At 66.2% G+C, this 12,676-nt stretch carries 16 protein-coding genes; 12 read left to right on the forward strand and 4 right to left on the reverse strand.

The window, feature by feature from the left end; genetic code table 11:
- Window positions 1–29 precede the first annotated feature (29 nt).
- Window positions 30–1,343 (reverse strand): RNA-guided endonuclease InsQ/TnpB family protein, encoded by a 1,314-nt coding sequence (locus D8670_RS04425; protein ID WP_193569265.1) that lies wholly within the window; start codon window positions 1,341–1,343, stop codon window positions 30–32.
- Window positions 1,344–1,381: 38 nt separating this feature from the next.
- On the opposite strand from D8670_RS04425, the gene D8670_RS20745 reads away from it, so the two are divergent.
- From D8670_RS20745 to D8670_RS04450, 7 genes are all read left to right on the forward strand, one after another.
- A complete protein-coding gene (locus D8670_RS20745) occupies window positions 1,382–1,525 on the forward strand; it encodes a hypothetical protein (protein WP_162994113.1) in 144 nt (47 codons plus the stop codon).
- A gap of 161 nt (window positions 1,526–1,686) precedes the next feature.
- Entirely contained in the window at window positions 1,687–1,959 is a 273-nt protein-coding gene (locus D8670_RS04430; protein ID WP_121816870.1) for a hypothetical protein, read from the forward strand.
- Window positions 1,960–2,212: 253 nt separating this feature from the next.
- A complete protein-coding gene (locus D8670_RS04435) occupies window positions 2,213–3,430 on the forward strand; it encodes a hypothetical protein (RefSeq protein ID WP_121816871.1) in 1,218 nt (405 codons plus the stop codon).
- Entirely contained in the window at window positions 3,423–4,043 is a 621-nt protein-coding gene (locus tag D8670_RS04440; protein ID WP_121816872.1) for an RAD55 family ATPase, read from the forward strand. Before D8670_RS04435 ends, D8670_RS04440 begins: the two co-directional genes overlap by 8 nt.
- A complete protein-coding gene (locus D8670_RS20750; RefSeq protein WP_193569340.1) occupies window positions 4,040–4,219 on the forward strand; it encodes a zinc-ribbon domain-containing protein in 180 nt (59 codons plus the stop codon). The genes D8670_RS04440 and D8670_RS20750 overlap by 4 nt, the downstream gene beginning before the upstream one ends.
- A 105-nt stretch (window positions 4,220–4,324) precedes the next feature.
- A complete protein-coding gene (locus D8670_RS04445; RefSeq protein ID WP_121816873.1) occupies window positions 4,325–4,693 on the forward strand; it encodes a DUF7344 domain-containing protein in 369 nt (122 codons plus the stop codon).
- A gap of 45 nt (window positions 4,694–4,738) precedes the next feature.
- The gene (locus D8670_RS04450; protein WP_121816874.1) at window positions 4,739–5,143 is read left to right on the forward strand and encodes a DNA-binding transcriptional response regulator; all 405 of its coding nucleotides are present in this window, start codon (window positions 4,739–4,741) and stop codon (window positions 5,141–5,143) included.
- Window positions 5,144–5,290: 147 nt separating this feature from the next.
- On the opposite strand, the gene D8670_RS20755 is transcribed toward D8670_RS04450, so the two are convergent.
- Window positions 5,291–5,428: a hypothetical protein gene (locus tag D8670_RS20755; protein WP_013440500.1), complete on the reverse strand. Its 138-nt coding sequence runs from the start codon at window positions 5,426–5,428 to the stop codon at window positions 5,291–5,293.
- A gap of 53 nt (window positions 5,429–5,481) precedes the next feature.
- Here D8670_RS20755 and D8670_RS04455 point away from each other — a divergent pair, with 53 nt between their 5' ends.
- Entirely contained in the window at window positions 5,482–6,756 is a 1,275-nt protein-coding gene (locus D8670_RS04455; RefSeq protein ID WP_121816875.1) for an RNA-guided endonuclease InsQ/TnpB family protein, read from the forward strand.
- 294 nt (window positions 6,757–7,050) lie between these two features.
- Window positions 7,051–7,953, forward strand: a complete 903-nt coding sequence (locus D8670_RS04460; protein ID WP_121816876.1) for an ABC transporter substrate-binding protein — start codon at window positions 7,051–7,053, stop codon at window positions 7,951–7,953.
- Window positions 7,954–8,054: 101 nt separating this feature from the next.
- Here the strand turns inward: D8670_RS04460 and D8670_RS04465 are convergent, their stop codons facing one another.
- Window positions 8,055–9,020, reverse strand: a complete 966-nt coding sequence (locus D8670_RS04465; RefSeq protein ID WP_121816877.1) for a transcription initiation factor IIB — start codon at window positions 9,018–9,020, stop codon at window positions 8,055–8,057.
- Window positions 9,021–9,218: 198 nt separating this feature from the next.
- Here D8670_RS04465 and D8670_RS04470 point away from each other — a divergent pair, with 198 nt between their 5' ends.
- Window positions 9,219–9,425 (forward strand): hypothetical protein, encoded by a 207-nt coding sequence (locus tag D8670_RS04470; RefSeq protein ID WP_121816878.1) that lies wholly within the window; start codon window positions 9,219–9,221, stop codon window positions 9,423–9,425.
- A 290-nt stretch (window positions 9,426–9,715) separates the two neighbouring features.
- On the opposite strand, the gene D8670_RS04475 is transcribed toward D8670_RS04470, so the two are convergent.
- Window positions 9,716–10,381, reverse strand: a complete 666-nt coding sequence (locus tag D8670_RS04475; RefSeq protein ID WP_121816879.1) for a hypothetical protein — start codon at window positions 10,379–10,381, stop codon at window positions 9,716–9,718.
- A 220-nt stretch (window positions 10,382–10,601) separates the two neighbouring features.
- Between D8670_RS04475 and D8670_RS04480 the strand changes: the two genes are divergently transcribed.
- Both D8670_RS04480 and D8670_RS04485 read left to right on the forward strand, forming a co-directional pair.
- Window positions 10,602–11,636: an ABC transporter ATP-binding protein gene (locus D8670_RS04480; protein WP_121816880.1), complete on the forward strand. Its 1,035-nt coding sequence runs from the start codon at window positions 10,602–10,604 to the stop codon at window positions 11,634–11,636.
- Window positions 11,633–12,529, forward strand: a complete 897-nt coding sequence (locus D8670_RS04485) for an ABC transporter permease (protein ID WP_121816881.1) — start codon at window positions 11,633–11,635, stop codon at window positions 12,527–12,529. Before D8670_RS04480 ends, D8670_RS04485 begins: the two co-directional genes overlap by 4 nt.
- Window positions 12,530–12,676: the final 147 nt, after the last annotated feature.

Genomic DNA, 12,676 nt, shown 5'->3' on the forward strand with positions numbered 1-12,676 from the left:
GGGTGGGATTCCTCCGGTAGGGATGTTGGCTATACTGTCCCCACGGAGGCAAGTTTCCCGTCGCCGGTACTCTGGTTTGTGCGCTCCTCGTTGGGACTTGCCCTCTCGGGAGAGTGTGGTATCTCCGACCAGTTGTGGTCGTCCCACTTGAGGCGCACGGGCCGTGCCATCGACCCAACTGCGTGTTCGCCAGCCTGTCGTTCGAGGAACGTCCGCGAAGCATCAAGGTCGGCGTGTCCTTCGTAGCCACATGGGCAGTAGAACACGTCGCCGTCCCGCTCTGTATCGTCGTGTTCGCCACACTCTGGACACTCCGCCGTCGTGTATGCTTCTGACTCGACTTCAACCGTGATGCCGTACTCCTCGGCAGTCGTTACAAGCCGGTCGATGAACGATCGATACGCCCAGAACTGATGCGTTTTCTCGTTCACCTCTGGCGACCAGTGTGCCGACAGCACGTCGGTGAGATCACCCACGTACACCGTGGCAACATCCTCTCCATACAGTCGTTCCAGCAAGTCGCGGACGAGAGCGTCCTGCGCGTGGTTGCGTCTTCGTGTCCGCTTGCGGTACAGGCGTTGAATCCGGCGACTGCTGTACCGGCCCTTGCGGAGTTTGGACTGCAAGCGGGCCATTTCCTCGGTAGTTTCACGGAAGCGGGCGAACAGGTCGCGGCCCTCGTAGCGGTACTGCTGACCGGTCGTGGTGGTACAGGCAACGAGGTTGTTCACACCCACGTCCAGAGCAGCCGATTCGTCGGCTACTGGTGAATCCCGTCGAGAATCAGGCACGGTGACGGGTTGAATGGCCCTGAACGTATCGTCCACCTCGTCGTAGTACAGTTCCAACCGGCTCTGTTCGCCCTCCCACTTCGGGTCGCCAGCAACTTCGAGGCGCAGTCGGTCGTGGTATCCAAGGCCGTACTCGTCTTTGAGGTCTTGACCGACAGGGATTTCGAGTCGGCTTCGCTCGCCGGTTTCGAGCGTGTACTGGTCGTTGCGGATGTACGTTCGCAACTCCCGCCCTTCGTCCTCGTTGCCCCAGTAGCCGGGTGGGGCGGTGTCCTCGCCGTCTTCTCGGGTAGCGAAGAACGACCGCCATGCCTCGCTGTTCTTGCGAATGACCTGTTGGGCGGTGGCGGAGCCGAGGACGCCAACGTACTGCTTGCGGTAGTCGACGGTATCCCACACTGACTCGCCATCGAAGAAGTTCTGGCGACGTTCGTAGGTGAGTTCGTTCCACAGGCTGGCGGAGGCGTCCGACAACTCGCGGAGCAGTTGCTCGTCCTGCTCTGAGAGCGGGCTCACCGCGAACGTGTTGGTTCGCCTCACGACAACAGACATTTGTAACTCTACGTCTAAATGTCTTTTGGACACAGACAATGCGACCGAACATCGACATCTCGCACACGCTGAACGGGCGCGTGAAAGACTACGCTGAACAGCAGGACGTGAGCCTCGAAGAAGCCTATCGGGAGATTATCAAAGCAGGGTTGGAAGCGGTAGAACATCCAGACGGGTCGTAGCGCGTGGATTGCCGAGCCATGCTGTGGCTTACACCCACCCCTGAAGGGGGGGGGGCTTCCGCTCGCTACGTGTCAAGGTCCGCATCCTCCTCTCGAGCGACGTCGTCGCGGGACTGCTCGGGATCCCCTTCTCGTGGTTTCCGCTGCACGCTTTCGGCGGGTTGGCGGTCGTCGTCTGCCTCGGCGCGCTCGCGGTCGGTTCGGACCACCGCCGCGTCGCCCTCGCGCTGCTGGCGGCCGGCGCGGCGACCCACCTCGCGCTCGACCTGCTGCTTCTGAACGCCAGCGGCTACGCCTACCCCGTCCTCTGGCCGCTCACCCAGTACCACCCGCCCGCGGGCGGCCTGTACCTCAGCAGCGACCGCCTCCCGACGGTCGTCGCCGGCCTCGCCGCGGCCGCGCTGCGGGTCGCTGTCGGTGTCCGGGCGCGATAACCGGGCGGTCGAAGCGCTCCGAACGCGCGGGCCCTCGATCCCCGGACTACCCCGCCGAAGTCGCCGTATAACGGGTATAAGACGCTCACTACGGGTCTTTCAGGAGCCGTTTACCCGAAACACGTCACCGAATTAACCAGTGATCCGGGGGCGATCAGTTCATTCTGTTCACATATTCGTACGAGGCTCCTACGCGGATGAACTATATTCCACTTATACTTGCTGTATCGTCGGAAATCTCTATGTGAACAGAATGACAGAACAAGCGCACAGTACGCTACGCCGCGCGATCGTCGTCGCGGCCGTCGGCGCGCTCCTGACCGGGATGCTGCTGTCGACCGTCAGCGTCGTCGCGACGGGGTCGGCGGTCGAGCCCGGGGACTCGAACGGCGAGAACGCCGACGCGCGGGGGAACGAGAACGGGAACGAGAGCGATCGAGGCGACCGCGACGCCGGAAACGCCGGCGAGCGCGGCAACGAGGGTGATCGGGGGAACCGAGACGCGAACGCTGAAGACGCACGTGATAACGGGACGAACCGGGCCGAGCGTCCGGCCGCCGCGGAGAGCGAGACGACGACCTCCGAACCGTTCGGGCAGTCCGTCCGGCGGTTCGTCGACGAGTCCGACAGCGACTGTCCGCCGGGATGGGACGTCGCCGCGTACGTGACCGAGGAGAACCCCGGCGGGAGCGACGGACCGTCGGCGGCGAACCGCTTCGAGCAACGAGCCGAACTGACGGTCTGCGGGAGGACCGGCGGAAACGAGACCACAGAGGACGGACAGAGCGACGACGGCGACGCCGGCAGTACGAACGAAACCGGTACTGAAGACGAATCGACCGGCGAGGCCGGCTCCGACGGGGAGAACGACGCCACGGGCGACGGGACTGACGACGAGAACGACACCGCAGACGGGACGACCGACGACGAAACTGTCGACGACAACGAGACGAGCGAGACGAATACTACGGACGACGGGACGAACGAGACCGATTCTGCCGACGGGACGAACGAGACCGACGCCCGGGAGTCGACGGACGACGAGACGACCGGCGACCAGACGGGGGACGACACCTCGGCCGGCGAGAGCGGCTCCGACGAGTCGGGTCAGGCGGTTGGAGGCGGCGCCGTCCAACAGCCCGTGGCGGACGACGGTGACGAACCCGGCGGCGACGCTGCGAACGCGACGGGGGACGATCCAGACACGACGGAGAGCGGCGATGGCGACGGCGCGTCGGGGTCGAATGACGACGACTCGGTGACGACCATGACGACCCGCGAGACGACGGCCACGGCGGCAGCGTCGGACGACGGGGAGAACGCGTCGCGCGCTGCCGGCGGCGACGGCGCAACCGGGGACGACGCGCTGCCGATGTCGGCGAACTCCGCCGTCGGGCACGCGCTCCTGCTGCTACTGGCGGTCGTCCTCCTGGGAACTCGCGTCGCGCGGAGGGTGAGAAGCCATGTCTGAGCAGCTCTCGACGGGCGTCGACGCGCTCGACCGGACGCTGCGCGGCGGCGTGCCCGCGGGCTCCGTCGTCGCGGTCACGGCAAAGCCGGCGAGCCGCGCGGACCGGTTGCTGTACGAACTGGCGTCGGCCCGCCGGACGCTGTACCTGACGGCGACCCGGTCGGCGGCCGCGGTCCGCGACGCGCTGGCGCGGGACGGCGTCGACGCGGACCGGTGTGCGGTCCACGATCTCGACGCCGAGCGGCCGCTCGACCACGCGTACCAGCTGGTACAGCAGACGACAGAGCCCGCGACGGTCGTGATCGACCCGGCGAACGCCCTGGAGCGCGCCAATGAGGGACGACTCGCCGATTTCCTGAACGCGCTGCGGGGGCACCTGACCGAAACCGGCGGGGTCGCCGTCCTCCACTGTCTCGACGGGCGCAGCGTGCCGCCGCAGCGCGACGTGACCGAGTACGTGGCGGACGGCGTCCTCTCGGTCGCGACGGAGCGCCGCGACGGCGAACTCGAAACCCGCCTCGCGGTGCCGAAGTTCCGCGGGAAACCGCCCGCGACGGAGTCGATCGAACTGGCGTTCGACCGCGGCGGACGGGTCGAAGGGCCCGTTTCGTGACTGCGGTGACGGCCGTGATCGACGCCGTTCTGGACCGGGTCGCGACCGCGCTCACGGCGATCCGCCAAGCCCCGGTCCACTGCGAGTGTCGGCGCTGCGGCACCACCGTGTCGCGGGACGACGCCACCTGTCCGCACTGCGGAACACGGGACATCGCTCGAGTCGAACTCCGGTGACGGGCCGTCTCTCCGTACCTCTGTAAGCCCCTCGCTGCGGCGCGAGGTACCAAAAGAGTAAGGGGCGACCCTTACTCACCCACACGGCCTATAACTACTGAGACAATGGGGCACCAACAACCGGGCAGGCCGACGGACGGACGCAGGTCCGCGAGGGGGAACGGACGGCCGGAACGTCAGGGAACCGACGCGGTCGTCGACTCGGTACGGATCGCGGACGACCGACGGCGGGACGTCCTGCGGTATCTCGCCGTCGCGTCGCCGGCCACAGTCGACGACGCCGCCGAGCAGATCGCCGCGTGGGACCGGAAGACTGAGCCGGAGGCCGTCGCGGCCGACCAGCGCGAGCGGGTGCGGGAGAACCTCCGCCGGAATCACCTCCCTCGGCTCCGCGCGTGCGGGCTCGTCGAGTACGACGAGAACGACGGGACGATCGCGCTCACGGACAGCGGCGAAACGGTCGTCGGGGAGTAGCGGCGGCCGACAGGATTAAACCCGTCAGCTCTCACGCTGTACCAGATGACTGATACGACCGCCGGGGAGTCGGGGACGGTCCTCTTCGTCGACGACGACCACGCGACGCTGTCGCTGTACGAGGACTACTTCGAACGGGTTCCGAGCGTCTCCCCGATGACGGCGCCGTCGGTCGAGTCGGCGCAGGCGGCGCTTCGGAGCGAGAGAGTCGACTGTCTCGTCAGCGACGGACTGCGAACGGACGACGGCGAACTTTTCGTCGAATCGGCGAGCCGACGCCACGCGGACCTGCCGGTGATCCTCCGGTCGGGGGATCCGCCGACGGACCGCGACCTGCCCGTCGATGCGGCGTTGCGGAAGGGCTCGTCCGGCGACTCGCTCGCGACGCTCGCGGAGACCATCTCCGAGAGCGTGGACGCCGACCGGGCGTCCACAGAGCCGGGACCGTAGCCGACCGCGGTTGCCCCGCCAGAAGAAACGTCGCTAACTCCGGACCGCGCGCTCAGGAGGTGGCACTGGCCTGAATCAAGGAGAGAGTCTCGTCCTTCAGGGCAGGTATGAATCCGACACACTACGTCACAGACCTCGTTTCGATGCTTACTCCGGGGTATCCTCTCTGACTTTCTTCTCGCCCTCGAGGAGCAATCCCTTCCACGTCAACCCACGGTGTTTCTTCAGTTCCTTCAACCGTTCGTACTGTTCGTCGTCGTCAAATTCGATGCGAACTTCGACCATGTAGTAACACATAAAATACATCTTTATGTGTGTTCCGATGCAACCAGTAGTCGATGAAGCGAGCCAACATGTTCGAGGTGGTACCTCAGTCCGACGAGGACGAGGAGTTGCTTCGACGCCTGTTGGACGCTTCTGCCGCTCTCTGGAACGAGATCAACTACGAGCGCCGCGAGAACTACGCAGACCCAGACGGAGACGTATGGGAAATCAGCGAGTTTCGTGGTCGCTACGGCGGTGTTCTCGGCGCGTCCACAGTTCAGCAAATCGAACGGAAGAACCGCGAAGCGTGGAAGTCGTTCTTCAGTCTCAAAAAGAAGGGTGAGGCCAACGGGAAACCCGGGTTCTGGGGGAACGCAGACGATGGGCGCGAACTCCGCACGTATATCCGAAACACCTCGTACTCTGTCGAATGGGGCGAATACTCCCGCCTCGAAATCCTCGTTGGCCAAGACCTGAAAGACGAGTATGGGTTGGGATACCGCGAACGCCTCCGGCTCGAAGTTCGAGGCGATCCCAACTGGAAGGAGTACGAGAAACAGGGTCGGTTAGAGTTGTTCTACGACGAGCACGCACAATCGTTCAGGGCCTTTCAGCCAGTCACCGTTGATGATTCTCGGCTGGCACAACCACTGGCTTCGGAAGAAGCCGCTCTGGATATTGGTGCGAACAACCTCGTCGCCTGCACAACCACAACCGGCCAACAATACCTGTACGTAGGACGCAACCTGTTCGACAGGTTCCGCGAGACAACGCGAGAAATCGCCCGTCTCCAATCACTCTTGGAGGACGGTCGATACAGCAGTCACCGTATCCAACGGCTGTACGACCGCCGTACCAAGCGACGTGACCACGCCCAAGATGCACTCGCCCGTGACCTCATCGAACGCCTCTACGATGAGGGCGTAGCAACGGTGTACGTCGGAGCGTTAACGGACGTACTCGACACCCACTGGTCGGTGGAGACGAACGCGAAGATGCACAACTTCTGGGCGTTCCGAGCGTTCGTGAACCGACTGGCGTGTACCGCCGAGGAGTACGGCATCTCGGTCGAGGTTCGCTCGGAGGCGTGGACGAGCCAGGAGTGCCCGAACTGTGGTTCGACAGAAGACACGACGCGCCACCGCGACACGCTGACGTGTCTATGTGGCTTTGATGGACACGCCGATCTCGTGGCGTCAGAGACGTTCCTGAGACGGCAGACGACGGTAACACGGCCGATGGCACGGCCTGTATGCCTCAAGTGGGACAACCATAACTGGTCAGAGTCACCAGGCTCAGTTCCCAACGAGGAGCATACGAACCCGCAAGTTGCCTCCGTGGGTCGGTAAGCGATACCCCCAGCGCGGGGATACCTCGTCGTTCACGGCGAGGTGGATGTCACACGAAGGGGTGTTGGGGACAGCCCGGCGTCCGGAAGTGCCCGATCTGTCGCCTCCGGTACGGCTGGTGGCACCTGAGGCAAGTGGCGTAGGACGGCGGCGTTACAGCCGTCGGTCGGGGCCGACGGCGACGCCACCGCACGACTCCGCGACGATCGATACCCAACGCCCGTCTTCCTCGGTAAACGCAACCCGATTACGTTACCCACAGAGGATTTGTGAAGGGGTTCCGTTAACCGCTGTATGAACCGTCGGCGATACGTGCAGATCTTGGGCGTTGGTGGTGCACTTTCGTTAGCGGGGTGTGCCGACGACGCTTCGTCCCCCGCTGAGTCCGAAGTAGCCGGAGAAACGCTGACGCTCGCCACGGCGACGACGACGCACGATAGCGGGCTTCTCGACGAACTAACGCCAGCCTTCCAACAGCAGTTCGGAGCAAACATCGACACAGTCGTCCGCGGAACCGGAGGGGCGCTGCAGACCGCGAGGAACGGGGACTGTGACGCCGTGCTCGTTCACGCTCGCCCGCTGGAAGACACCTTTCTCCGAGAGGGGTACGGCGTCAATCGTCGGTCCGTCATGATGAACGACTTTCAGGTGGTCGGCCCGCCTGACGATCCCGCCGGCGTCGACGGGAAAGGACCGGTCGCGGCGTTCGAGGCCATCGCGGACTCCGAGGCGACGTTCCTGTCGCGAGGGGACCGCTCGGGAACGCACCTCCGCGAGCGGCAGATCTGGAACGAGGCGGGGATCGACCCACAGGGGGCGTGGTACACCGAGTCCGGCCAGGGAATGGGAAACACACTCGTCATGGCCAGCCAGACGGAGGCGTACACGTTGACCGACCGGGGGACGTTTCTCAACGTCGCCGGCGACGCACTGGCCGCCCACGTCGCCCCCGGCATCGACGACCCGCCGGCACTGCTTCGAAACGAGTACGCCGTCATCCCGGTGAACCCCGCCCGGCACGACGTGGCCTATCAGCTAGCCATGTCGTTCGTCGGCTACGTCACCGGTCCGGGCCAAACGCGCATCCGAGAATTTCGCGTCGCTGACCGGCGAGCGTTCCGGCCCGTTGCGTCGTCCACGGATCCGGCCTTCGAGCAGTACGTTCCGAGCGACTGGCGGAGTTCGGATACGTCCTGAACGGCCGCCGGCGATCGGTGCGGTGTCGGCTGCGTCTCTGCACGGACCAGCGTGCCCGAGTCCGGTTCGGGTTCGATATCGACCCGGCGCCTCGCCCGCCGCTATTCGTGGATGCCCATCGCTTCGATCTGCTCCTGATACCGGTTCCGGATGGTGACCTCCGTCACCTGCGCGACGTCGGCGACCTCGCGCTGGGTCTGCTTCTCGTTGCAGAGCAGCGACCCGGCGTAGATGGCCGCGGCCGCGAAGCCCGTCGGCGACTTCCCGGACAGTAGCCCCATCTCGGTCGTCGTGTCGATGATCTCGTTGGCCTTCGACTGGACCTCCTCGGAGAGGTCGAGTTCGGAGCAGAACCGCGGGATGTACTGCTTCGGGTCGACCGGCTCCATCTCCAGCCCGAGCTCCTGCGAGACGTAGCGGTAGGTGCGGCCGATCTCCTTGCGCTCGACGCGGGACACCGCGGCGACCTCCTCCAGCGACCGCGGGATCCCCTCCATCCGACAGGCGGCGTACAGCGTCGCGGTGGCGACGCCCTCGATGGAGCGCCCGCGGATGAGGTCCTCGTCGAGCGCGCGGCGGTAGATGACCGACGCGACCTCGCGGACCGAGCGCGGAACGCCCAGCGCGGAGGCCATCCGGTCGGTCTCCGAGAGCGCGAACTGGAGGTTCCGCTCGCCGGCGTCCTTGGTGCGGATGCGCTCCTGCCACTTGCGCAGGCGGTTCATCTGGTTGCGCTTGTCCGAGGACAGCGAGCGCCCGTACGCGTCCTTGTTCTTCCAGTCGATGGTGGTCGTCAGCCCCTTGTCGTGCATCGTCTGGGTCGTCGGCGCGCCGACGCGGGACTTGCTCTGCCGTTCCTGGTGGTTGAACGCCCGCCACTCGGGGCCGCGGTCGATGTTCTGTTCCTCGACTATCAGCCCGCACTCCTCGCAACTACGTTCGTTTCCGTCCCCGCTCGTGATGAGCGACGCCGATTCGCACTCCGGACAGGTATGGACGTCCTCCCGTTCGTCCGCGTCCTGTTCCGTCTGGTCCTCTCGTTCACGCTGCCGAGTGGGGCGCACCATTATCGAGTATATAAAAATTCCCGAGACGGTTAAACTCTCGGAGCGCGGCAGTCGCCGAACCCGTCGAAAATATATATGACATTATATAAAAACCAGCTCACTAGTAGGCCCGATCGCCACCGACGAGAGGCACTCTGATCCAGCCTGTCGGCCCCGGCGCAACCGTCAGGTGCGTGCGCCGCGTCCGGGCGAGTACCGATGGACCGAGCACGCGCACTGCTGGGCGGCGCGGTCGTCGCGGTGCTGCTCTTCGGCGGCATCGTCGCGGTCCGCGTCGTCACCCGGCTGTTCTGGGCGGCGACGCGGTTCGTCGAGACGGTCGGCCTGCTGCTGTTCGCCGTCGTGGTCGGCTATCTCGCCTACCGGGTGTTTCTCGGGGACTCGGACGACCCCCGGCGACGGTGAGACGCCGCTCCCGAGACGGCGGCGTCGAACGCGCTCGCGGGTCCCGTCCGCGGCGAGGAAGGAATCTCCGAACGGCGACCGGCGCGCGAGAAGGGGCCCCTTCCCCCGGAGCCACCCCGTTTCCCGACCGCGCGTCGCCTCGGGTGCCGCGGCACCCACGCACCTCCACAACGAAGTGAGTGATAAAAATAATTAGCTAGCTGAAACTATACCAGTACGTCCGATCGCGGCCCCGGATCGCGATAGCGCTGTATCCGGTGCGGAGCGACGTGTCGGGAGGGTACGAAGCATCACTCGCTCTCGTCGAACGGCTCCGCGTCGACGTAGCCCTGTTCTGCCGCCCACTGGCCCAAGATCCCGACAGTTCGAGCGCCGCCCGCGACAACGCCCAGCAGGGCGGCCACGAACAGGACGAGGACGCCGAGGAACTCCACGAGCCCCATGCCGAAGCCGAGCGCGAGGAGCTGCGCCTCGAACAGGCCGGGCGACGGGAGGAGGAGGACGACCAGCGCGAGCGCGAGAAGCGTCACGACGTCGTCCGCGCGGCCCTCGCTCCAGTCGTACAGCCGCTCCCAGAACGTCTCTGGCGGGTCGAACCCCGTCACCCGCTCCGCGGCGATCTCGCGGGCGACATCCGGCGGTATGTCGTGTGGATCGAGGGCGTCGAGGTCGACCGACTGGTCGAGCGCTGCGGGGTCGACGTGTCCCCCGCCGTCGTCGGATACCCACCAGATCCGCCCCTGCCCCGTCGAGAGCGAGGCGACCCGGCCCTCGGTCGCGAGGTCGTCGAGGCGGCGCTTGACGGTCTGGCGCTTTATCGGCAACTCCGCGGCCACCTGCGACGTCGGGACCGCCGGCGCGTCGAGCGTCCGCGCGACGCGCTCGACCGCCTCGACGAGCTGCTCGTCGGTCGCCTTCTGGGCGGGCGGGTCCCCGGCCGTGGTGTCGCTCGACATCCCAAGCGCCGAGTCGTTGGACCGCGAACACAAAAAATCCGTGTGATAAGATACCAAGCGTCGGCAGTGATCGCCGGACGTCGCCGAATTACGGCCGGCCGTATTACGGCTGAAACTGCTTTCTCCTTTTATTCTCCGCCGACCCCCGATCGGGAAACGAGTCGGTCACGCCGTTTCGACCGCCGCGGGCGGCGGCGAGACGCGGCGACCGGGTGATACGATGTCCGAAACGAACTCGAACGATATCGCGATCCGAACGGAGAACCTGACGAAACGGTACGGGGACGTGACGGCGCTCGACGACGTGAGCCTGTCAGTCCGCGCAGGCGAGGTGTTCGGCTTCCTCGGCCCGAACGGCGCGGGCAAGACGACGACGATCGACCTCCTGCTCGACTTCATCCGACCGACCTCGGGGAGCGCGACGGTGCTCGGCTACGACGCCAACGCGGAGGCCGACGCGGTGCGCGACCGGATCGGCATCCTCCCCGACGGCTTCGACCTCTGGGGGCGGTCGACGGGGTATCGCCACCTGGAGTTCGCGATCGAGTCGAAAGGGGGCGAGGAGACGCCCGACGAACTGCTCGACCGAGTCGGGCTGGACCCGGCCGACGCCGAGCGGAAGGTCGGCGAGTACTCCAAGGGGATGGCCCAGCGCCTCGCAATGGGGATGGCGCTCGCCGGCGACCCCGACCTGCTGATCCTCGACGAACCCTCGACCGGCCTCGACCCCCACGGTATCCGGGAGATGCAGGCGCTCGTCCGCGAGGAGGCCGCCGGCGGGACGACCGTGTTTTTCTCCTCCCACATCCTCGGCCAAGTGTCGGCGGTCTGCGACCGCGTCGGGATCCTCAACGAGGGACGGCTCGTGGCGATAGACACCATCGAGGGCCTCCGGGAGAGCGCGGGGGTCGGCACGCGGCTCGTCGTCGACGTCGACGGCGCGCCCCCGGTCGACATAGAGGGTATCGAGGGCGTCGTGGAGACCGACCGCACCGACGGTCGACTCCGCGCCGTACTCGCGGACGACGCGGCGAAGGCGCAAGTGATCCACCGGCTCGTCGAGGCCGGCGCGACGGTCCGGGACTTCCGCAGCGAGGAGGCGACGCTGGAGGACCTCTTCGCTGCGTACACCGGGACGGGACCGGAAACGCCCGTGACCGCGACCGCCGAGGGGAACGGACGGGTAGGGGCGTCCCCGACTGATAGCGGGACCGACGCCGACCGGGTCGCCACCGGCGGGGGTGATCGCCGATGAGCTGGCGGCTCGTCGCGCGCAAGGACTTCGAGGACGTCATCCGGTCGTGGCTGCTCTGGTCGATCATCGGCGTCTTCCTGCTGCTGATGGGGATCATCGGCCTCGCCGCCAGCGCGGAGGACCTCTCCACCGCCGACGGTACCGCGATGTACATGCTGTTCAACTCGTTGGGCGCCCAGCTCCTGTTACCGGTGACGGCGCTCGTGGTCGGTTACATGGCCATCACGGCCGAGCGGCAGTCGGGGAGCCTCCGGATCCTCTTCGGCCTCTCACACGACCGGCGCGATGTCGTGTTCGGGAAGGTCCTGAGCCGGGCGACTGCGATGCTCGCCGCGACGCTGGTCGTCTGTGGCGCGCTGCTCGCGCTGTTGCTCTGGACGGTCGGGTCGGTCTCCGTGCCGACGTATCTGGCCTTCCTCGGTCTGACGGTCCTCCTCACGCTCGCCTTCACTGGCATCGCCCTCGGCATCTCGTCGTCGACCGGTAGCCGGGCGACGGCGATGGGGGCCGCGATCGGGAGCTACGTGTTCTTCGCGCTGCTGTACCACCCGATCGTCGCCGGCGTCCACTACGTGGTCGAGGGCGGCCTCGCCGGCTACGCCGCGCCGAAGTGGTACTTCCTGCTGCAGCGGCTCGACCCCATGACCGCCTACCGCGAGGCGCTGTCGCTGGTCACGGGGCGGTACCTCTCGCCGATGATCGGCTGGCCGCGGATGATCGAGGACGTCCCGGCGGGCGCGACGGCGGAGAACGGTCTCCTGCTCACCGAGCGCGTCGGCGGTGAGCTCCCCGTCTACCTCACCGAGTGGTTCAGCGTGGTCGTGCTGCTGGCCTGGTTCGCCGTCCCCGTCGCGGTCGGCTACTGGCGCTTCGAGCGGGCTGACCTGAACTGATCGCTCCGGGCCGTTACGACCCGACTCTCGCACTCGATTCCGTCGCCGACCGTCGCGACCGCACCGTCGAAACGCACAAATAGTCGCGTTCGCTCCCCGGCCGGCGAGCCAGCGATCGACGTAAAGTGGTCTGAGTACGACGATCTA

Origin of the sequence: Halostella limicola (assembly GCF_003675875.1) — an archaeon.
Classification (GTDB): domain Archaea; phylum Halobacteriota; class Halobacteria; order Halobacteriales; family Natronoarchaeaceae; genus Halostella; species Halostella limicola.